The sequence below is a fragment of the Muricaecibacterium torontonense genome (assembly GCF_004793925.1).
GTDB lineage: Bacteria > Actinomycetota > Coriobacteriia > Coriobacteriales > Atopobiaceae > Leptogranulimonas > Leptogranulimonas caecicola.
Genome location: NZ_SRYE01000001.1, coordinates 79,334 through 98,838, shown reverse-complemented (window position 1 = coordinate 98,838; position 19,505 = coordinate 79,334). Strand labels below are relative to the sequence as shown.

Sequence of the window (19,505 nt, the reverse complement as noted above, 5' to 3'; positions counted from 1 at the left end):
CCATGGGTCTGCCAACATGTCCGCCAAAGCTAGCGAGGAATCCCAAGGTATGGAGGGTGCGGAGAAGCCCCAAACCGTCGATGCTGCCACGAGCGTCCGGCGCACCCGCGACAGCGCCGTGGCTCGCGCCAATACGGCTTCCGGCGCCGCGACGCCAAAGGATCCCGCACCGGGCGCTCATGCTGCGACCCGCCGGCACCGTATTACTGCCTTCCTCGCGGTGCTGGCGATTGCGGCGGCGGGGTTCTCGGTCTGGTCGATGGGGGAGTATGTGGCAGGCCGCGACCCGCTGGCGATCTTTGCGGTTGCCCAGGAGACAGCGGCGCCTTCCTGGGATGATGCAGCTTCTGATGTTGCTGGAGCTTCCGGCGACGGTGCGGCGACAGAGCCTGTCGATGTCTCGGGAGACGCTGCGGCTGCGGGATCTGACACGGCTGAAGCGCCGGCTGCCTCGGTGGAGGACGTCTCTGCCGGGCAGGCCGGCGGCTCTGGCGACTCAGAGCCGCCGGCTTCTGGGGGTACGTCCTCCTTGGCATCCGGCAGCGCCGGCGCGGGCGCGGCTGTCGGCGGGTCCTCTGGTGGATCCAGTGGTGCTGCGGGAAGTGCGGGCTCTGGCGGCAGCTCCGGCTCATCCCAGCCTGGCGACGCCTCCACCATCGCGGTCACCCAGGTAGTGGATGGTGCGTCGCAGCGGGTCACGGTGGCGGCGGGATCCTCGGTCTACGACGTGCTGGCGGCTTCTGGCGTTCCCTTTAGCGCCAGCGGCGGGGCTTTTGGCGCCTACGTCACCGCCATCAACGGGCAGGCGGCAGGGCCCAATACGGGCTGGACCTACACGGTCAACGGGGCCCAGCCCAACGTGAGCTGCAGCTCCTATGAGGTCTCGATCGGCGACGCCATAGTGTGGGAGTTCGTGACGGTGGGCTAGGGCGGCGAGGGTTGCCAGCTACATAGTTTGGCCGCCCCACCGCTTATCCGTGGGTGTGTGCTCCGGCGTCTCCGCCGCTCGCGCGCTTGGCGGCCTTGCGCTCCTGGCGGCGGCGTCGGAAAAAGTCGCGCAGGAGGCGGGCGCTTTTCTCGGCAAGGACGCCTGAGGTCACTGTGAACTCATGGTTGAGGCGCGGGTCGCAGCTCACGTCGTAGAGGGTGCCCAGTGCGCCGCCCTTGGGGTCGGGGGCGCCAAATACACAGCGATCGATGCGACTGTTGACCATGAGGCCGGCGCACATCAGGCAGGGCTCCAGTGTCACATAGACAGTGCAACCGCTGAGCCGCCAACGATCTAGGGCGCGCGAAGCTTCTAGCAGGGCGGAAAATTCGGCGTGGGCAGAAGGATCGCGATCGGTCTCGCGTCTATTGTGCGCTGACGCCACCACCTGCCCGTCGCATACCACCACGGCGCCGATAGGCACCTCGCCCATCTGTGCCGCCGCCTGGGCTTGGGCGATGGCCAGCTCCATGAAGCGCTCGTCGTCGGCGCGCTGGGGATCCGCCGCCGCGTGCGAGCCGCCGGCGGGTTGGGCGGGGAGTTGGGGGCCTGCGGCGGGCTGCAAGGCGCCCGCGGCCTTAGGTCCGCCTGCGGGCTGCGATGCGCAGGCGCCCGGGGCGCTCAGAGAGCTTGAAATGTTTTCGGTGTCGGGGAGATGTGGTTGGGTCACGGCGCTCCTTGATAAAAACGAGCCATGTTTTGGGGTAGGATAACAATCCTGAGGGGAGATGGCAGAGCGGCCGAATGCGGCGGTCTTGAAAACCGTTGGGCGCTTGCGCGTCCCGAGGGTTCGAATCCCTCTCTCCCCGCCAGTTGTGTCCTCGTCTGCTGCGGTGTCCCAAGGATGCCGCAGCAGCTTTATTGGCCGAGGCGTTTCTCGGCAAAGAGGGCGCGTTGCACCTGGGTTCTCGTGCCCTGTGCCGCGTCTTCGTGCCGTGCGCCCAGGCCAGCGCTCCCAAGGAGGGAACATGGGTCCGTTTGGTATCGCTTTGATCTTTATTGTAATTGCCGTGGTGGTTGTGGTGGCCTGCATCATGCTTTACAACGGCATTGTGCAAAAGCGCAACCGCGTGGATAACGCCTGGCAAAACATCGACGCCAACCTGCAGCGCCGCAACGACCTCATCCCCAACCTGGTGGAGACCGTCAAGGGCTACACCTCCCATGAGTCCAGCACGCTCCAGGCCGTCACCGAGGCCCGCGCCGCCGTCTCTGCAGCTCAAACCCCGCAGCAAACCATGGAAGCCTCCGATCAGCTCTCCGGCGCCCTCCGCCAGCTGTTCGCCGTGGCCGAGGCCTATCCCGACCTCAAGGCTTCCGCCAACTTCGAGGAGCTTCAGCAGCAGCTCGCCGACACCGAGAACCGCATCGTCTACGCCCGCCAGTCCTACAACGACTGCGTCTATATCTACAACAACGCCATCCAGACCTTCCCCGGCAACCTGCTGGCCGGCATGGGCAACTTTAGTGCCATGGACGGCTTCGAGGCTTCAAACGACGCCCGCACTGCCCCTAAGGTGAAGTTCTAGCCCATCTCGCCGCGTCGCCACCTCGCGCGTATCACGATCTCGCTGCGCCTCGCAACTCTGCCACGCCGCACGGCACTCTTGCCGAGAAACCCGCCGGCCTCCCCGCGTCTTGCGACGCGGGGAGGCCGGCTTTTTGGTGAGCTGGGGTATGAGGGGTGGCTCGCAGCTGCGGGGCGTTGGGTTTCTCGGCAGCCCCTTGGCCACACCCCTTGGCGCGAAGCCCGATTCCACACCCCTTGGCGCGAAGCCCGATTTCGCTTGAACTGTCTTGGCTCGCCATTTGGACGCAATGTCCGGAGCCATCCAGCTTCACTACGTGAATTCACGTAGTGAACGGCTCCTGCAACCTGGGGTTTTATTATTTGCTACGTGAATTCACGGAGCAAACGGCCGATTTTGGCCCCAAAATCCACGTAGTGAATTTTGGGATGGGCGCTGCGGCTCGGGCGCCATGCCAACGGGCGTCGCGTCTCGCTACTCGCTCTCCTCCAGCAGCTCGAAGCGGAACTGACCGTCCTCGTAGATGCCATAGGAGTGGGAGCCGTCCTTGGGGATGGAGACGCTGCCGGGGTTGAAGAGGGTGATGCCCTCGGGGGTCTCGGCCAGCTGCTTGACGTGGGTGTGGCCGTAGAGGAAGGCGGAGCCGGGGGCGAGAGGCGGAAGCAAGTCGGGGTTCCACAGGTGCCCGTGGGTGAGCCAGAGGGTGCGGCCGGACTCGTCGACGAGCTGGGAATAGTCGCCCATGCAGGGAAAATCCAGCACCATTTGGTCCACCTCGGCCTCGCAGTTGCCGCGCACGCAGGTGATGGAAGAAGCCAGCCCGTTGAGCATGGGGATGACCTGCTTGGGAGCATAGCCGCGAGGCAGGTCGTTGCGGGGGCCGTGGTAGAGGAGATCGCCCAGGAGGATGATCTTGTCGGGCTGTTGGGCGTCGACAGCCTCCATAAGGCGCTCGCACCAATAGGCAGATCCATGGATGTCGCTAGCAATGAGATACTTCATAAGAAAAGCCACCCTTCCCGAGGACCTTTGGCCTGGCGGCAAGACCGCGCGTGTAGCAGCGAGTCTGCTCGTGTAGTGGCGAGTCTGCGCGCCAGGGCCTGTGCTTTTGAAAGGTAGCTTACTGGTTTTAGCGATGATATGCCGGGCGAATCGCCCGATGCTTACTCCTGGTAGTCGCTGGGATCCGAGATATCGGCCTCCTCCACCTTGGCTTCCTGGGCCCTTTTGGCAGCGGCTTCGTCGGCCTGATCGGCCATACGCGCCATCTCTTGGTTGGGGGCGTCTTCTGTAGCGGCGGCCACTTTGTCTTCAACGGCCTGGTCTTCCAGCTTCTCCTGGAACTTCACATAGCGGCGCATGCGCAGCCAGCCGGCGAAAGAAAGGAGGCAAGGAACGATCAGGAAACCCCAGTAGCCAGGGAAGAACACGATGGCCAGCAAGTAGGCCACGCCGGCGACCAAATCCCAGCCAGCGCGCTTTTGGGCCAATGCCAGCGCCGAGAACACGATGCCCACAGCCAGTGCCAAGAAATGCGGGGTCAAAAGCCCCAGCGCCATGCCTACCAGGGCGTCGCCGGTGGCAGCCAGCCCTCCCCAGTAGACGATGCAGTAGATGGCATAGACTGCGGCGCACGCCAGCGCGATGATGGTAAGCAGCCAGCGATAGCACATATCATTGATGCGAGCGCGTTTTTTGTTGTCCATAGTGGGTCCCTTCCTCACGAAGCTGAGCAAAAGCCACAGGCGGTAGGTATCAGCTGGCATCCGTGCCCAATCCGGCTACCTACGGGCTTCGCCCATCGACGAGTTTTCCCATACCCAATTCTCATACCCATAAAGATCTTGGGGAGGAAGGGTGGCGTTTCTGGCCAGGGCTGTCATACGAGTGGCTTATTGCGGACTGTCACTCCCAGCGAGCGTGAAGGGAGATGACGCACCCCGGTACGCCCGGTGCCGTTATCATGGCGAGGCGCTCATGGGGGGAGTACCGACAGCGCGACTGTGCTCGCTGAAAGCGACTCCCAGGTTGAGGGCTCGGTCCCTCAGGAAAGATGCTACATTAGTAACATTAAAACGCATCTAATAAAGCAAATGACTACTTACTCTGCAAAATAATGAAGCTAAAGTAGATAGTTTTCAGAGGGATAAATATCCTTCTCAGGGCAGCAAAACACCCTTTTCAGAGAGGCAAGCACCCTTCAATCTCCCGGCCAACCCCTTGATCTCTCGGATGCGTTGCCTTGGTAACTCCTCCATCGCCCGGGTGCCTCTAGTCTCCTGTCGTCCATCGCACCGGCATCCTTCATGCCGTGAACACCCGCACAACTCCGCAAGCGCCTACAATAAACGCCGAGAAGCCCTTACCGCCGCTACCTGAATGCGTGTCTTGGGCGCCAGGCTCGTCCAGCTGCCCAGCAGGCGCACGCCTGGCATGCCCGCAACCAGAAAGGTGTTCCTAACCATGAAGAGAACCACGATCGCCCAGCTCAATGCCAACCCTGCTGCGTTCGCAGACAAAGACGTGGTGGTGTGCGGATGGACGCGCTCGGTGCGCGATATGAAGAACTTTGGCTTCGTGACTCTCAACGACGGCAGCTGTTTCGCCGACCTCCAGGTGGTCATGAACGTGGGCGAGGTGGACAACTACGCCCAGGTGGCAGCGTTGGGCACAGGATCGGCGGTGTGCGTGCACGGCGTCGTCGCGCTCACTCCGGAGCGTCCGCAGCCCTTCGAACTTAAGGCCGCCAAGATCGTCATTCTGGGCGAGAGCGCCCCCGACTACCCCATGCAAAAGAAGCGCGCCACCCGCGAGTTCTTGCGCACGCAGCAGCATTTGCGCAGCCGCACCAACCTGTTCCGCGCGGTGTTCCGCGTGCGGTCGGTGGCGGCCTTCGCCATCCATCAGTTCTTCCAGGAGCGGGGCTTCGTCTATGTGACTACGCCCATCATCACCGCCTCAGATGCCGAGGGCGCCGGCGAGATGTTCCGCGTCACCACCCTGGACGTGGACAACCCGCCCCGCACCCCTGACGGCGCAGTGGATTGGAGCCAGGACTTCTTTGGCAAGGCCACCAACCTCACGGTGTCCGGCCAGCTCCAAGCCGAGAACTTCGCCATGAGCTTTGGCGACGTCTACACCTTTGGGCCCACCTTCCGCGCCGAGAACTCCAACACCCGCCGCCACGCCGCCGAGTTCTGGATGATCGAGCCCGAGATGGCCTTCTGCGACCTGGAGGGCGACATGGACGTGGCTGAGGCCATGCTCAAGCACGTCATCCGCCGCGTCATGGACGCCTGTCCCGACGAGATGGCCATGTTCAACAAGTTCGTGGACAAGGGCCTTGCCGAGCGCCTGGAGCACGTGGCCAGCTCCGACTTTGCCAGGTGTACCTACACCCAGGCCATCGAGATCCTTACGGCCGCGCAAGCCGCCGGCCACAAGTTCGAGTATCCGGTCTCCTGGGGCATCGACCTTCAAACCGAGCACGAGCGTTTCCTTACCGAGAAACACTTCCAACGCCCGGTGTTCGTCACCGATTATCCCCGCGAGATCAAGGCCTTCTACATGCGCGCCAACGACGATGGCAAGACCGTTGCCGCCGTGGACTGCCTGGTGCCGGGCATCGGCGAGATCATCGGTGGCTCCCAGCGCGAGGAGCGCCTGGACCTGCTGGAGGCCCGCATCCACGAGCTGGGCATGGACCCCGAGCAGTACAAGTTCTACCTGGACCTGCGCCGCTATGGCACCTGCGAGCACGCCGGCTTTGGCCTAGGCTTCGAGCGCCTGGTGATGTATCTCACCGGCATCGACAACATCCGCGACGTGCTGCCCCATCCCCGCACCGTGGGCAACGCCGACTTCTAAGCTCAAGGGGCATATTGCAACTTTTGCATACACGGAAGCCACTCGAAGCGCCTCTATTCGTTCTTGGCAGGATGACCGGGCTTCTCGGCATCTTGGGCGCGTCAGCCGCCGACCCAACCATTAGGAGTCTCTGAATCACTCGAGGCGGCACGGGAAGATACTTCGAAACCAACGAGAGGATCTTTTCGTGCTGCCTTTTTTGCTGCTGGTCGTAGGCGTGCTCTACGTGATAAGCGAGTCCTTTGCCTTCAAGCCCATGTCGCGGCTGGCGCAGGTGGGCATCCCTACCTATTCCATGGTCATGGCGCTGGTGACGCTAGCGCGCGATCCGGCGCAGCTGCCTTGGCTGGCTGTCGTGGCGCCGGTAGGGGTACTTATCGGTTGGCTGCAGACCACCCATGTGCAGGTGCGCGTGACGGGCGGTACCGACAAACACCACCGCCACATCGTGGAAGTGCGCCGCGGCTGGACCTACGCGCTGGGGTGGGCGCTGGTGTTTGCGGCGGGCATCGGCTTTCACGGGGTGCTGCAAGGTGCCATGCCCTGGGATGAGATCCTGGAAGATCTAGCTAAAGACGTGGAGCGGGATCTGTTCACGATACTGCTGTTTACCTCGGGCTTGAACTGGTATGTCTACGCGCTCTCGGGAACTGCGGGATACACCTACGCGCTTGTCCTGCGGCTCACCAACATCCATGTGGCCGAGGCGCTCCATGAGGCGCCCCGCCGTGTGCACGGAACGCTGCGCGTCGCGTACAGCCCCGTGCAGCGTCTGGTGGATTGGAGCTGGCGGCGTAGGGGAGAGGCACTGGACAGCGATGCCGAGACCCCTGCGGAAGAGCAGTGAGATGAGAAATGAAAAACAGGGATAGCTTAGGGGGCTATCCCTGTTTAAAACAATGAAATGCTAAAGCCTGGGCCTAGAGTGCGTTATAAGCCTACAGTCCCATTTTGTCTGCACCATAAGTAGCTTGCTCTGGAGTGAAACCCTCGTAGATCAACTGATCGATGAGGCCACCGCGAGAGAAGGACATGAAGCTAAGGTAGGACTTGGCTTGCTTCACAGCCTGCTCGTTCCAATCGGCGCCGCAGTTGTCCGCAGCATAAACCGCTTCCTCATGGCTGTACTTTTCATATTCGAGTTGCTTGATAAGTCCGGTGTAAGAGAACGGCATAGTCTTGAGATAGGAAAGTGCGGTACCCAACGCGTTCTTTTCTCCCTTGGTGGGAATGCGTTTGAATACAGGGTCTACAGTGAGGTTGGAAGTGACGTTCGCAGTAGATACACTCCAGCCCTCAAAGGTATAGCCATCTTTTGTGGGATTGCCTTTAACTGAGGCAGACTGCCCATTATCAACCTCAACAGTTGCAAAAACGCCGCCGTTGCCATCAGTGAAGGTAACGGTCCATACAGGTTCATAAACAGGCTTGATGGTGAGATTGCTCTTTACGTTGGTAAGAGAAGTGTCCCATTTTATGAACTTATAATGATCCATAGCAGGAGGCTCAGGTGCTGTTGCTGCGCCACCTTCCTTGACCCATTCCTTCTTGATCTCGTTGCCATTCCCATCAAGGAATACAACTTCATAAGCAGTCGTGTACTTCGCGGTTATCTTGGTGTCACCTGTGATATTTGTGATGTAGTCACCGTCGACTTTTGCTGGTTTGACGGGTTCCCAACGGTCAAACGCCTTGCCTTCAACTTCGGGCGCTTCGGGCACTTTTACAGAGGCGCCCTGCCCAAGATCCCAAACTATCTTCTTCTCAACGGTTTTGCCTTCAGCCTCAAAAGTTGCCGTGTGGGTAGGTGCATCGATTGAAAGGGAGTCAACCATGTTTTGGATAGTTGCTTTAAGCCCTGGAGAAAGCGAGTCGGGTGTATAGAACACAATGGTTGAGAAAATATCCCCAAACACTGTTCCATAAGCCACGTAGGAACCCTGATCGGAGGATCCACTGGCAGTAACGCAGTCTTGGGATCCCAGTTTGACGCTAGCCCATTTTGTTGTATCAGACGCATTGATCTTCACGCCTGGAAGAAGGTAGGCGCCTTGAAGCTCTTCGACGCCTTCAGCAAATGCAGACTTGTAATCTGAGCTAGAAGTTAATGCAGGGGTGGCTCCCTCGTAGGGCACAGTTCCTGCGACAATCTTAATATTTGAAGAAGTAGTATCGAGGCGCATAGTGGAGAGCCCGCTACCACTGTTTCTAGTTGACCATGAGTCGGGATGCTCAACTTTGTAGCCAAACATGTTGCTTGAAGCATCCAAGCTCTTGGGAGCCACGCAGCTCACAACAGAAAAAATAATGATTAAGGCAATGAGTATTGCTGCGCCAATGAGTATCGGTTTGCGATGTTTACCTAAGGGTTTAGTAAGTTTGGCAACATTTTTAGTCAGTATATCTTTGAGAGAGCTGGAGGCATAGCCGTTGCTAGTGCTGTGTCCCGCGGTAGAAGAGTCTTCTTGCTGGAGTGTTCGAACAGCCTGATCGTCATCGATAACCTGGATGTTTTTCTCGGCTTCCGAGCCTGTGCCATCTGGAGGAGTGGCCATCGCAGGCTCATTATTTGTAGGAGCTGAGGCTTCGTTAGTCTCTTGATTCTCATCAAAAACTTCTGAGACATGATTGTTTGCAGGTTCATATCCGATTTGAGTAGGGGTTTGCTCAGTTGCAATGGGTGCAGGCTCGTCTTGCGTTGAAGAGCTTGCTGTATCTTCGTTGATAATTCCTAGGCTTGCTTCATTTGTCGGGGGGGGGTCTCTTTAGGATCATTGATGAGATCGCTCATGGAAATCCTTTCAAATTGCAGAGAACTGTAATTATCAAAAGATAATAGTTCAGAGTGATTAAAGCAATGAGAGTAGAGACTGAAAAATAGTCTGTTCGTCCTTTAATATGTAGTTCACTTTATGGGTCTTAAAGCCAAAAGGAGATCTCATGCGCAAGTGTCTTAGGTGCGGCAGCGAGATGAAAGAGGGCTGCGCCATCAAGGTGGAAGGCGCAGGCTACGGCATCGTGCTTTCCGACGACGCCACGAAGCTTTTTAGCGGCCGCATAGGAAAGCCCAACGTGGCCATCTGCCCCAAGTGCGGAGAGGTGTCCATCTACCTGGAGGACGTGGACAAGCTCAAAGAGCCCTAGGCTCCGGTCATCGCGCCAGGCCAGAGGGCGCTCAGGCTCTCGCCGCAGGGCGCTTCACGGAGGCGACTCGTTATAAGAAGGTCGGTGCGCCACTGAGGGGCGGTTCGTTATAAGAAGGTCGCCGCGCCGCTGAGGGGCCATTCGTTATAAGAGGGTTCTCAGCACTGGGGTTTTGCAAAACCCCAGTGCAGTTACCCCCACTAATAACGAGAATCGGACTTAAAAGGCGCTCCAAGCCGCAAAAACCATGCAGTGAAGGCTCTTATAACGAGAACCCCGCTGCACGCCCCCGCTGCACGCCCACGGTTGCCGAGAAAAGCTGCCGTCGGGGCCCGTCATATCGATCTCAGTGAACAGTTTTACTGGCTTTTACCTGGGCCATCGCAAACATATCGCAACCTATCGATATGGCACTATCCCTAAATACGCCTTATTCCTAAATATGCGCCCTACCCAGAATGTGTGCACTCTCCTATAAATCCGTTCCTCGCCCCTTGCCTGTGCGTGCGCCTCGGATTCCAGCGCCCCACACCCGTACATCGCTATGGGTCGATGCAAAGTGGCGCCCGGGGACTCGCTGACAGAGTCGCTAGGTTATAATTGCGCGTAACTGAAATGTTAGTAACTTCAGTAGCTGCCAGAGCGACAGGGGTCGGGAGAGCTTCTGTCCAGAGCACCTGAGGGCTTGCCGCGCTGGTGAGGGCCAGTCCCTGGCAGCACGAACCTGCGGGTTTGCCGCAGCGTTGCGGATGAGCGGCTCGGGGCATGGGACAGCCTGTCAGAGTGCGGGCCACCCTGCACTGTGGCGAGCCCGCTGTGGCGAGCCAAGAGCGAGGAAGGAAGAGGAAGGAGAGGTATGGCGCGTTTGCATGTGATGGAGCGAAGCGCTGCGCAAGCGGTCATGGACGGCTTGCACAAGGCCCTGGAAGGGCGCTTGTCGGTGAGCTCGCTGGCGCCTTGCCCAGTGGAGTTCACGGCAGCCTATATCGCCATGTGTGCCACCCAAAGCTGCGGCAAGTGCACCCCCTGCCGCGTGGGGCTCAATGCGCTCCACGATCTTTTTGACGACGTGTTGGAGAACCGCGCAACCCCTGAGACCTTGGAGCTTATCGAGAGGACAGCGCGCAACATCTACCTTTCGGCCGACTGCGCCATCGGCTACGAGGCCGGCTCCATGGCGCTTACGGCAGTGCAGGGCTTCAGGGATGATTTCGAGAGTCATATCCATAACCACGCCTGCGGCTTCAAGCAGTCCGAGCTGGTGCCCTGCGTCTCCGGCTGCCCAGCCGGCGTGGACATCCCCGGCTACATCAGCCTGGTGGAGGCCGGCCGCAACACCGACGCCGTACGCCTCATCCGCAAGGACAACCCACTGCCGTTGGTCTGCGGTTACGTGTGCGAGCACCCCTGCGAGATGTACTGCCGCCGCGGCATGGTGGACGATCCCATGAACATACGCGGCCTCAAGCGCTTCGCGGTGGATCACATGGAGGAAGACTATCGCCCCCACATGGCCCCCTCCACGGGCAAGCGCGTGGCGGTGGTAGGTGGCGGGCCTGCGGGTTTGTCGGCAGCCTATTACCTGGCCCTCATGGGCCACGACGTCACCGTCTTCGAGGCCCGCAAGCACCTGGGCGGCATGCTGCGCTACGGCATCCCCAACTATCGGCTACCGCGCCGCCTGCTGGACCAGGAGATCCAGTGGATCCTAGACTGCGGCATCCACGTGGAGCTTGAGTGCCCCATCGAAGACCTGCGCCCGTTGCGCGACGGCTTCGATGCGGTCTACCTGGCCATCGGCGCCCACGGCGACAATCGGCTGGGACTTCCGGGCGAGGACTCGGCTGGCGTCATCAGTGCGGTGGAGATGCTGCGTGCGGTGGGCGACGGCAACGCCCCGGACTTCACCGGAAAGCGCGTGGCGGTCATAGGCGGCGGGAACGTGGCCATGGATGTGGCGCGTTCGGCGGTGAGGTGCGCAGCCGAGAAGGTCACCATCCTCTACCGGCGCCGTGTGGCCGACATGACGGCACAAGACGAAGAGATCGCCGGCGCCCAGGCAGAGGGCTGCGAGCTTCTGGAGCTCCATGCCCCGGTGCGCATCCAGGCAGACGAGCGCGGCCATGTGACCGGCGTGGTGGTGCAGCCGCAGATCATCGGCGGGCCCAAGCGGGGCCGTCCGGCGCCCCGAGCCGCCGATGCCGGCGAGAAGCTGGTGGAATGCGACGTGGTGGCCGTGGCTATTGGTCAGGCTATCGAGAGCGACGTCTTCGAGAGGCAGGGCATCCCCTGCAAGTGGGGCCGCATTCAGGCGGCCGAGGACGGCTCCATCGCCGGCTTCGACGGGGTCTTCTCGGGCGGCGACTGCCAGAGCGGCCCGGCCACGGTGATCCGCGCGGTGAACGCCGGCAAGGTGGCCGCGGGCAACATCGACAATTACCTGGGCTTCAACCACGTTATCGGCGTGGACATCGACCTGCCGCCGGTGCAGTTCAAGGGTAAGACCAGCTGTGCCCGCTGCGAGATGACCGAGCGCGAGGCGGCCGACCGCATCTGTGACTTCGACCTGGTAGAGCGCGGGCTCACTGCCGAGGAGGCCCATCAAGAGGCTTCCCGCTGCCTGCGCTGCGACCACTTTGGCTTTGGCGCGTTCCGCGGAGGGAGGATCGACCAATGGTAGAGATCATGCTTGAAGAGTTAATCCCCGAGCCCCTGGGCGACGGCGCCAGCGATCCTGCGGCATCCGCTAATCCCGCCGTGCCCGCGGCGCCCGCCGAGACCCAGCTGGTCACCGTGACGGTGGACGACAAGACTGTGCAGGTACCCGCCGGATCCACCATCTTAGATGCTTGTACCGCCGCCGGGGTGCGCGTCCCCACCCTGTGCTTCCTTAAAGATATCAACGAGATCGGCGCCTGCCGCGTATGCCTGGTCGAGGTAGAGGGCATCGAGCAGCTGGTGGCCTCCTGCAATAACGTGGCACTGGACGGCATGGTGGTGCGCGCCAACAGCCCCCGAGTGCGCGAGGCCCGCAAAGCCAACCTGGAGTTCTTGCTCTCCCGTCACAACTCCACCTGCACGAGCTGCGTGCGCTCGGGCAACTGCCAGCTTCAGGCACTCTCCAACCAGTTTGGCATCTCGGAGCTGCCCTATGCCGTCGAGCTCACCCACACCCCCTGGAACCAGGACTTTCCCCTTATCCGCGATGCCGATAAGTGCGTCCACTGCCTGCGCTGCATTCAAATCTGCGATCACGTGCAAAATACCGGCGTCTGGGACCTGGCCAATCGCAGCAGCCATACCTGCGTAGGCGTGGCCGGGGGTGCTCCCATCGAGGCCACCGACTGCACCCTCTGCGGTCAGTGCGTCACCCATTGCCCCACCGGCGCCCTCACCGCCCGCGACGATACCGACAAGGTCTTCGACGCCATCGCCGACCCCCACACTACCGTGGTGGTCCAGGTAGCCCCTGCAGTGCGCGCTGCCTGGGGTGAGAGCCTGGGCCTTTCCCACGAGGAGGCCACCATCCAGCGCATGGCCGCGGCCCTCAAGGCCCTGGGCGTCGATTACGTCTTTGATACCAGCTGGTCCGCCGACCTCACCATCATGGAGGAGGGCAGCGAGCTTCTGGCCAAGCTGGCCGCAGCCGCTGCGGCGACCGGCGACCCAGCAGCTTCTGCTGACCTCGCGGCTCCCGGCGCCGGCGACGCCCCGCGCTTCCCCATGTTCACCAGTTGCTGCCCTGGCTGGGTGCGCTACGCCAAGGCCCACCACCCCGAGCTGGTAGACCAGCTCTCCTCCGCCAAATCCCCCGGCCAGATGTTTGGCGCCATCACCAAGAGCTGGTTCGCCGAGACCCAAGGCATCGACCCCCACTCCATCTTCTGCGTGGAGGTCATGCCCTGCCTGGCCAAGAAAGCCGAGGTAGCCTACGCCCCCATGAACGACGCCTGCGGCGACCCCGACGTGGACGTCTCCCTCACCACCCGCGAGATGGACCGCATGTTCCGCGCGGCCTGCCTGGATGTGGCCTCTCTCGAGGAGTTCCCGCTGGACGATCCTTTGGGCACCTTCACCGGCGCCGGCGTCATCTTCGGCGCCACCGGCGGCGTCATGGAGGCCGCCCTGCGCACCGCCCATGCCATCGTCACCGGCGAGGACGCCCCCGCCGACGCCTTCTCCGCCGTCCGCGGCATGGATGGCTGGAAAGAGGCGACCTTCGACATGGGAGGGACGCCTTTATCGGTAGCCGTGGTCTCTGGCCTTTCCAATGCCGATAAACTCATCCAATCCATCCAGGCAGGTGAATCCAGCTATCACTTTGTGGAAGTGATGGCGTGCCCCGGAGGCTGTGTGGGCGGCGGTGGTCAGCCCATTCATGACGGGTGTGAGCTGGCTGCCGAGCGCGGCGACGTGCTCTGGGAGCTGGACCGGGCGATGCCGCTGCGCAAGTCCCACGAGAACCCGGTGATCCAGCAGATCTACGCCGAGTACCTGGGCGAACCGCTGTCCCACAGGGCTCATGAGTTGCTGCACACCGATCACCACGCCTGGAAGATGCCCCACGAGGCGTAGTTGGTAGTGCCTACAGGGCTCGGGATGTGCACCGGAGTGCGGGCTGTGCATCAACGGAAGCATTCGAAGGGGGTCGTGCATCTGGCGATTCACGACCCCCTTCTCAAAAGCTTCCTCAGGATGCACACCCGGCCCATGCGTCGCATTATCCAAGCTCGCAGTGTTGTCTGTCCTGCTGATGCGCGGTCTGACGCGGATGGCATAGCGCTGCGGGGCTGCGGTTGGCGCAGGCGCTCTCGCGCGCTCTGCTGTGCTGGGAGCGTTCTGGTGGCTAGCAGTCGGCGCTGCTGGCAGTCGCGCTACTGCTGTCAGTTGTGGTGCGCTTGGCCGCAGTCATACTGTTGTCAGCCTTACTTTGTCGCCCTTTAGCAGGCGGTCTTGCTGGCTTTTGCCGGTGAGGCCGCTTTTTTGGTGGTGCAGAGGGGGAGGGAGAGGCCTGTTAGATGCTATCTCGTGGTGGCAAACATCGCCTGCGAGATGCCCACTAGGGCTACGGCGATGAAGAAAAGAGCTACTAGCAGGCCGATCCAGGTGAGGAATGGATGTTTGGCGGTGGCGAATCGGCGCTGTTTAAGCAGGTACCAGCGGGTGATTAAGCCGGGAGCAAGTCCGATGAGCAGGCCGATGGAGACGGCCTGGAACTTCCAGACGGCAGCAGGAATGGTGATGTTGGCTGGAGTGTTAAACAAGCCGGTGGCCATGATGGCACAGAAGACGGCTCCCATCACTGTGGCGATGGTGGCTAGTCGCTGTCGCCAGGCGGGAAGATCAGCTCTGGAAGAGTAGGGTGCAGCAGCCTGCGTCGGGACAGCCTGCGGTGCAGAAGCAGTGGGTGCGGGCTGGGGCGTTGGTACATCCTGTGAGGTGGTGGCGACGGACTCCGTGGGAATAGCGAGTTGCGAGGGCGCGGGTTTCTCGGCAAGGGAGAGAGAATCGAGGGCTTGCTGGAGCTCGTGGGCGAAGGCTTCGCCGGTGGCGGGGCGGTCGGCGGGGGAGAGGGAGCAGGCGCGTTCGATGACGCGGCGCAAGGTCGCGGGCACCACGGCGGGGTCATCCAGGGCTTCCTCGTAGATGGGCGAGGCAGGGGAGATGCCGGTGAGCAGGTAGCCGGTGAGCTTGCCTAAGGCGTAGACGTCGGTGCGGGGGCTGGTTTCGGCAAAGCCGTACTGTTCGGGGGCGGCAAATCCCTGAGTGCCCAGTAAGACGGTGTCATGGCGTTTGGCGGTGGGGCTTTGGAGGCGGGCGATGCCGGCATCAATAATGCAGGCGCCTGCAGGGCCGGCGATGATGTTTGAGGGGGAGAGGTCTCGGTGGATGATGCCCAACGAGTGGAGCTGGGCCGCGCCTTGGGCCACCTGGTTTACTAGTGAGACGGTCTGCGCGGGGTCAAGGGCGCCTTGAGCCTCAACTAGCTGCTCGAGGGTGGGGCCGGAGACGTAATCCATAAGGACGGAGAGGCCCCAGGACTCCTGACTCACTTGCCACACCTTTATCAAACCGGGATGTTCCGTGCGCGCGAGAGCCTGCCAAACCTCCAGGTTGGCGATCTGGGTGGGAATAAGTTTATGTACAAAGATGCGGTCGCGGCCGTCGCTTACCAGCAGGGTGGCGTCGTGCTCGGAGCGGCGGGTAAGCTCCTTGAGCGGTGTCAGCGGCGGGGTGAGACTCATGGGAGAAGTGTTCATGGGAGGGCGGCTCTTATCGGCAAGGATAGATGCATGGAGCGCGGCGTGCGTTTGATGTTGCGCTGGCGAGCGGCGGGCGTGTAGCGCACGCTAGCGGCTGGAGGAGAGGGTGGGAAGGCCTCTGCGGTAGAGCTCCTCGTCGGTGCGCTGGCAGGAATAGCCGTGCTGAATGCACCAAATAATGATGGCGTCCCGAGGATTCTGCGGCGCCAGCCGACCTTGATTGGCCAGCGTGAGCAGCCGCTGCGTTTGCGTGAGCGTGCAGCCCAGAGCCCGAGCCAGCAGCAGCGCATTGTTGCGCGTCACCCGCCGAGTGCCCTGAAACACCTGGTAGCCAAAGGTGGCGTTGAGGCCCGCTTCCCTAATCACCTCCGGCCGCGTGAGGGGCTGGGCAGCCAGAAGGGTGTTGAGGTAGTCGGCCAAAGTGGCAGGCGCTTTCTTTCCTGATGCCTCAAGCTTGGCCAGGTACCCGTCTAGCGAGCAGGCTTCCTCCAGCTGAACCATGAGATTCTCGGTAGTGTGCGCCATAGGCCTCCTTGCACCTAGCTCTCTTAACCATTGAGATGCTATCACCATGACAGTGGGTAATGACACCAGAGAAGGCAAGAGTTGTCTTAGCGAAGCTGAAGTCTTGCCAAACAAAAATTAAGAGATATAATTACCAATAACTGGCAATTAATGCCGGTAAGAGGAAACAGAGGAGAGCGGGCATGGCACAATTATTTTCAGCGAGGCTGAAAGCTCTACTAAAAGAAAGGGGCTTGTCTCAGAAAGAACTGGCAGTTATGACGGGGCTAACACCTCCAGCAATAAGTAGGTACATAACAGGAGAGCGTATGCCACGAGCAATTGTGATAGCGAAAATTGCGAAAGCATTAGGCGTTCATCCTGACGATCTTACTGGAACGAACCATGAGCAAGCGGTCAATGAAGCAGTACAGCTTCTAGCTAGAAATGCAAATAGCCTGTCAGATAGTCAAAAAGAGCAGCTGATTAAAATGCTAATAAGAAGATAAGGGATACTAGTTTGATTACACGCCCACGTCAAATAGAAATAGAGAATGCTGTTGTTGGTCTTCTAAAAGATTTTGGGATCACACAGTATCCTATGGGAATCAATGTAATTGCTGAGGCTCTCGGGATTCAGATGGTTCCGTATTCTTCTCTATCGTTTGCGGAGAGGCAACTTGCATTTGCATCGTCTGATGATGCATTCACTATGCGAACAAATGATTTTACAAGTGCTCAAGTACTTTTTGATGACACTAACGGAGCCTACTACTACCGCTCTCGCTTTTCATGTGCTCACGAAGTGGGTCATATATATCTAGAGCATACAGAGGGCTTGTTGAACTGCGAAAGTGAAGCAAATTATTTTGCAGGGTATCTCCTAGCACCCCATCCTCTGGTACTTAGACGAAAGCCGGGGCAGTCAATAAAAGATCTTTTTGGAATTAGCGGTGACTGTGCTCAAGTCGCTTTTGAACAAGCACAAAGGCGCGAGCGAGAGGGAGGATGTTGGCGCCCTCACGAATACTGGCTTATAAAAAATGTCGAGTGGAAGGGAGGTGGTGCCTATGGGCGTATTTAGAAAAAGGTAGCCAATCCTGTTGGCGCAGGATTGGCTACGGGTTGGGACCCATTTGAGCCCCTGTGTGTTTAATAAGCATAGAGCAAAACAACTGTGCTTGTGCTCGGATGGTGCGTCCCAACAAATTACCTCTTATTTGTAAATTGCCACGTCACTTATGTGACAGGTAGGAGGTTTTATATGGGACATATTTATCAGGGGGTACTTCCAGGAGTACCCGTCGGAAACAAAAAACAGAGAGGTTTCTCTCGCGACGTTATGCATTTATATATGACCAAGGGGGTTACCTTCGATCCCCTATATGAAATGCCTATCATGAAGCTAGAGAATAAGGTTCCAGAGAAGGTCATCTCATTCTCAGCGGCAATGAGAAAAAAGAATATTGATTCTACTGCCTACGTTAGTTTTTATGAAAATGACGACCAAATAGAACGATTTTGGAATAATCCCTGGGCTTATCTAAGTAAGTTAAGTAAATATGCGGGATTTATTGCTACGGATTTTAGTACAGGACCTTCTATTTGCGATCCCGTGCGACGTCATAATGTTTATCGCAATCAGCTTACAGGAGCTTGGCTTCAAAGTCTTGGATATCATGTACTTTGTAATGTGAGATGCCCATCTTATGGTTGTGATTATTTCTTATCAGGTGTTCCAAGAAAGAGTTTAGTTGCCGTAGGGACGATCGGTTGCGTAAAGAATATCTTTGACCGAAATCGGTTTGAAGGTGGACTAATCCGGCTCGTGAATGAAGTGCATCCTCTTGGGATAGTTGTGGTTGGTACGGATTCCTATGGCGTATTTGACTACGCAAGAGAGTGTGGAATACCCCTTTACTTCTTTGACGGTCAAACTGAACGCTATTTTGGCGGTGAGGTTCATGTGTGAGAAGGGGGGTGGCCTTGGTGGCGATTTTAAGGAATCTAAAGGTTACGCATTGCCGTCGGGCGCTGCTCAGCTCTCACATATGTTCAGAGACGAACCTGGACATCTTCCCGATACACCGGCAAATCGCCAGCTGATAGTAGAGCTCGTCAATGACGAGAATAACCGGTTGGGTATCGATCACAGAGGCCTCGTGTGGTATGCAAAAAATGATATAGATGGAAGTCAACTTTGGGCCTCTATATATAAAGGGATAGTACAAAATTGTGGAAGAAATGATCCGCCTCGACCTTGGGATGATGAGACAGGATTAAGTAAGAATATCAATAATATATTTAAGAGGAGGAAGTAGTATGCATACGAGCGCGCATCAAGTTTTTGTTGCAATGTATCAAGCATTAGACGCTGCTTATGACGCGAGCAAATCAAAAAAAGTATTTGCATTTTGTGCGGATGCCAATCCTTATATCTGGAAGGGAAAAACATCCGCTGATCCTGCAGTATTTAATACTTTTAGTAAACAATATGAAAGTAGGTTTAAAAATAAGGAGACTGATCCTAGTAACACACTTGCGTTTGTACGCTCCTATCTTGCTGAACAGAATTCTGAATATGCTTGGGAAGAAGGCGATCTTGTAAAAGAATTTGATTCAGTGGTTACACCAGAGTTGTGGGTTGAGGCTATTACTAGTTCCGATAGTTAATTATTTGCATATTAGACCTAAGGTCCCTAGGCATAATCTTGCCTAGGGACCTTAGGTCTATTTATTAAAAGAATCCAAGTTTATTCCAGTTCATTTTTATGCGGATATTTCGCTGTCCCCTGCCCGCTTAGGCCTGCGTCCCCGAATCTACCGAGCTCTTCTTGCCCATCTGCGCGAACGCCACGAAGCAAAGAATCATTTCCACCACCACGAACATGAAGTACATGAACATCATCACGATGGCCACCGCGTAAAGAATGCCTGCGGTTAGTGCGGCCCAACGCTTGTTAAGCCCCCAGCCGATCCAGTTAAAAATTACCGCCAGCCCTGTGAGCGCCGCGTGCGGCATGATCATCATCATTGCAATGGCCGTACCCGCGTCGGCCGCCGAATTCCCCATGCTCACCGGCGCCGCCGCTATATAACTCACCAGGTAGATCAGGTAGGCGCTGCCGAGAAGAGCCGCCACCAACAGCAGCACGTTCCGCTTTTTCATGAGAACTTCCCTTCGTCGGAACATCAAAAACCCTAGTAACC

The 19,505-nt window shown here is 58.7% G+C and carries 18 protein-coding genes and 1 tRNA gene; 12 read left to right on the top strand and 7 right to left on the bottom strand.

Annotation, left to right across the window (positions count from 1 at the left end):
- Window positions 1–16 precede the first annotated feature (16 nt).
- The gene (locus E5334_RS00475; protein WP_167604234.1) at window positions 17–928 is read left to right on the top strand and encodes a DUF4430 domain-containing protein; all 912 of its coding nucleotides are present in this window, start codon (window positions 17–19) and stop codon (window positions 926–928) included.
- Window positions 929–971: 43 nt separating this feature from the next.
- Here E5334_RS00475 and tadA read toward each other — a convergent pair whose 3' ends face one another.
- Window positions 972–1,658, bottom strand: a complete 687-nt coding sequence (gene tadA / locus E5334_RS00470; protein WP_338041721.1) for a tRNA adenosine(34) deaminase TadA — start codon at window positions 1,656–1,658, stop codon at window positions 972–974.
- 52 nt (window positions 1,659–1,710) lie between these two features.
- On the opposite strand from tadA, the gene E5334_RS00465 reads away from it, so the two are divergent.
- Window positions 1,711–1,800: transfer RNA gene (locus tag E5334_RS00465), tRNA-Ser, on the top strand.
- Between the two features lie 156 nt (window positions 1,801–1,956).
- Window positions 1,957–2,517 (top strand): LemA family protein, encoded by a 561-nt coding sequence (locus E5334_RS00460; RefSeq protein WP_136011656.1) that lies wholly within the window; start codon window positions 1,957–1,959, stop codon window positions 2,515–2,517.
- Between the two features lie 474 nt (window positions 2,518–2,991).
- Here E5334_RS00460 and yfcE read toward each other — a convergent pair whose 3' ends face one another.
- Window positions 2,992–3,519, bottom strand: coding sequence for a phosphodiesterase (gene yfcE, locus E5334_RS00455; RefSeq protein ID WP_136011655.1), 528 nt, complete (start codon window positions 3,517–3,519; stop codon window positions 2,992–2,994).
- A gap of 161 nt (window positions 3,520–3,680) precedes the next feature.
- On the bottom strand, window positions 3,681–4,223 hold the full coding sequence (locus tag E5334_RS00450; RefSeq protein ID WP_136011654.1) for a hypothetical protein: 543 nt from the start codon (window positions 4,221–4,223) through the stop codon (window positions 3,681–3,683).
- Window positions 4,224–4,980: 757 nt separating this feature from the next.
- On the opposite strand from E5334_RS00450, the gene asnS reads away from it, so the two are divergent.
- Both asnS and E5334_RS00440 read left to right on the top strand, forming a co-directional pair.
- On the top strand, window positions 4,981–6,384 hold the full coding sequence (asnS, locus tag E5334_RS00445; protein ID WP_136011653.1) for an asparagine--tRNA ligase: 1,404 nt from the start codon (window positions 4,981–4,983) through the stop codon (window positions 6,382–6,384).
- A gap of 187 nt (window positions 6,385–6,571) precedes the next feature.
- The gene (locus E5334_RS00440; RefSeq protein WP_136011652.1) at window positions 6,572–7,231 is read left to right on the top strand and encodes a hypothetical protein; all 660 of its coding nucleotides are present in this window, start codon (window positions 6,572–6,574) and stop codon (window positions 7,229–7,231) included.
- Between the two features lie 91 nt (window positions 7,232–7,322).
- Here the strand turns inward: E5334_RS00440 and E5334_RS00435 are convergent, their stop codons facing one another.
- The gene (locus tag E5334_RS00435) at window positions 7,323–8,939 is read right to left on the bottom strand and encodes an Ltp family lipoprotein (RefSeq protein ID WP_136011651.1); all 1,617 of its coding nucleotides are present in this window, start codon (window positions 8,937–8,939) and stop codon (window positions 7,323–7,325) included.
- 385 nt (window positions 8,940–9,324) lie between these two features.
- On the opposite strand from E5334_RS00435, the gene E5334_RS00430 reads away from it, so the two are divergent.
- The 3 genes from E5334_RS00430 (at window position 9,325) to E5334_RS00420 (ending at window position 14,103) form a co-directional block, all read left to right on the top strand.
- Window positions 9,325–9,528 carry a nucleic acid-binding protein gene (locus tag E5334_RS00430; RefSeq protein ID WP_136011650.1) on the top strand — a complete coding sequence of 68 codons (204 nt, stop codon included), beginning with the start codon at window positions 9,325–9,327 and terminating at the stop codon, window positions 9,526–9,528.
- Between the two features lie 856 nt (window positions 9,529–10,384).
- Window positions 10,385–12,208 (top strand): NAD(P)-binding protein, encoded by a 1,824-nt coding sequence (locus E5334_RS00425; protein WP_136011649.1) that lies wholly within the window; start codon window positions 10,385–10,387, stop codon window positions 12,206–12,208.
- Window positions 12,202–14,103, top strand: a complete 1,902-nt coding sequence (locus tag E5334_RS00420) for a [FeFe] hydrogenase, group A (RefSeq protein ID WP_275438855.1) — start codon at window positions 12,202–12,204, stop codon at window positions 14,101–14,103. The genes E5334_RS00425 and E5334_RS00420 overlap by 7 nt, the downstream gene beginning before the upstream one ends.
- Before the next feature lie 446 nt (window positions 14,104–14,549).
- Here the strand turns inward: E5334_RS00420 and E5334_RS00415 are convergent, their stop codons facing one another.
- Together E5334_RS00415 and E5334_RS00410 are read right to left on the bottom strand one after the other, a co-directional pair.
- Complete coding sequence (locus E5334_RS00415) at window positions 14,550–15,788, bottom strand: serine/threonine protein kinase (RefSeq protein WP_136011648.1); 1,239 nt, start codon at window positions 15,786–15,788, stop codon at window positions 14,550–14,552.
- Window positions 15,789–15,878: 90 nt separating this feature from the next.
- Window positions 15,879–16,316 carry an XRE family transcriptional regulator gene (locus tag E5334_RS00410; protein WP_136011647.1) on the bottom strand — a complete coding sequence of 146 codons (438 nt, stop codon included), beginning with the start codon at window positions 16,314–16,316 and terminating at the stop codon, window positions 15,879–15,881.
- Window positions 16,317–16,498: 182 nt separating this feature from the next.
- Here E5334_RS00410 and E5334_RS00405 point away from each other — a divergent pair, with 182 nt between their 5' ends.
- The 4 genes from E5334_RS00405 to E5334_RS00390 all read left to right on the top strand — a co-directional run bounded on the left by E5334_RS00405 (window position 16,499) and on the right by E5334_RS00390 (window position 18,968).
- Entirely contained in the window at window positions 16,499–16,804 is a 306-nt protein-coding gene (locus E5334_RS00405) for a helix-turn-helix domain-containing protein (RefSeq protein ID WP_136011646.1), read from the top strand.
- Window positions 16,805–16,815: 11 nt separating this feature from the next.
- A complete protein-coding gene (locus E5334_RS00400; RefSeq protein WP_136011645.1) occupies window positions 16,816–17,379 on the top strand; it encodes an ImmA/IrrE family metallo-endopeptidase in 564 nt (187 codons plus the stop codon).
- 180 nt (window positions 17,380–17,559) lie between these two features.
- Complete coding sequence (locus tag E5334_RS00395; RefSeq protein WP_136011644.1) at window positions 17,560–18,267, top strand: DUF4417 domain-containing protein; 708 nt, start codon at window positions 17,560–17,562, stop codon at window positions 18,265–18,267.
- Window positions 18,268–18,617: 350 nt separating this feature from the next.
- Entirely contained in the window at window positions 18,618–18,968 is a 351-nt protein-coding gene (locus E5334_RS00390) for a hypothetical protein (protein WP_136011643.1), read from the top strand.
- A 127-nt stretch (window positions 18,969–19,095) separates the two neighbouring features.
- Here E5334_RS00390 and E5334_RS00385 read toward each other — a convergent pair whose 3' ends face one another.
- Window positions 19,096–19,464: a hypothetical protein gene (locus E5334_RS00385; protein WP_136011642.1), complete on the bottom strand. Its 369-nt coding sequence runs from the start codon at window positions 19,462–19,464 to the stop codon at window positions 19,096–19,098.
- Window positions 19,465–19,505: the final 41 nt, after the last annotated feature.